The organism is Pseudonocardia sp. SID8383, from assembly GCF_009864975.1.
Classification (GTDB): domain Bacteria; phylum Actinomycetota; class Actinomycetes; order Mycobacteriales; family Pseudonocardiaceae; genus Pseudonocardia; species Pseudonocardia alni.
This window is the reverse complement of sequence record NZ_WWFY01001063.1, coordinates 1-1,022: the sequence shown is the minus strand read 5'-3', so window position 1 is coordinate 1,022 and position 1,022 is coordinate 1. Positions and strand designations below refer to the sequence as shown.

Here is a 1,022-nt window from a genome sequence, read left to right as displayed (position 1 = left end):
GCTCGGCCGCCGACCGCGCCACCCGCGCCCGCATCGACGGCGAGCCCGAACCGCCCGCCGGCGCCGACCCCGAGGAGCTGCTGGCCCTCGGCGAGTCCCTCGGCTACACGGCCGAGGGCACCTGGGGCACCGGGGCGACGGTCGAGCTGCTGTTCTCCCGGCCCGGCGTCGACCCCGGCCCGCTGCACCGCGCGAGCACGGACCCGACCGGCCCCGCGTTCCACCGCCCGGCCCCGTTCCGGGACGTCGACGCCCTGGTCGGCGCCCTGCGCGAGCACCTGCGCGACCTGCTCCCGGACTGGATGGTGCCCGCCGCCGTCGTCCCGCTGCCGTCGGTGCCGGTACTGGCCAACGGCAAGACCGACCGGGCCGCGCTGCCCGCCCCCGACCTGTCCGCGCAGGTCCGCGGCACCCGTCCCGGCACACCACGCGAGGCGCTGCTCTGCGACCTCGTGTCGGAGGTCCTCGGGGTGCCCGGCTTCGGCGTCGACGACGACTTCTTCGCCCTCGGCGGCGACTCGGTCCTGTCGATCCGGCTGGTCGTGCGGGCCCGCGAGTCCGGCCTGCTGGTCACCCCGCGGCAGGTCTTCACCCACCGCACCGTCGCCGAGCTCGCGCCGCTCGTGACCGAGCACCACGCCGTCGCCGCGCCCACCGGGCCCGACACGACCGTCCTCGACGACGCCGCGGCCGCCGTGCTCGGCCCCGTCACCCTCGCCGGGCCGGTGTCCCCGCTGCAGGAGGGCTTCTTCTTCCACGCCGCGCTCGACCCGGCCGACACCTCCTACGTCGTGCAGGAGGTCCTCGACCTGCCCGCCGACGTCGACCCGGGCACCCTGCGCGCCGCGCTGTCCGACCTGCTCGACCGGCACCCGCAGCTGCGTGCCGGGTTCGCCCAGCGCGCCGACGGCCGCGTCGTCCAGGGCGTCGCCGACCGCGTCACGCTGCCGTGGACCGAGCACGACGTGCGCGGCACCGACCCGGCCGCCGTGCTCGACGCCGAGCGGGCCCGCCCGTTCGAC

At 77.9% G+C, this 1,022-nt stretch carries 1 protein-coding gene; it reads left to right on the top strand.

Annotated features, from left to right (window positions below):
• On the top strand, positions 1–1,022 hold a 1,022-nt coding region (locus tag GTW08_RS25685; RefSeq protein WP_237454192.1), incomplete at both ends, for a phosphopantetheine-binding protein.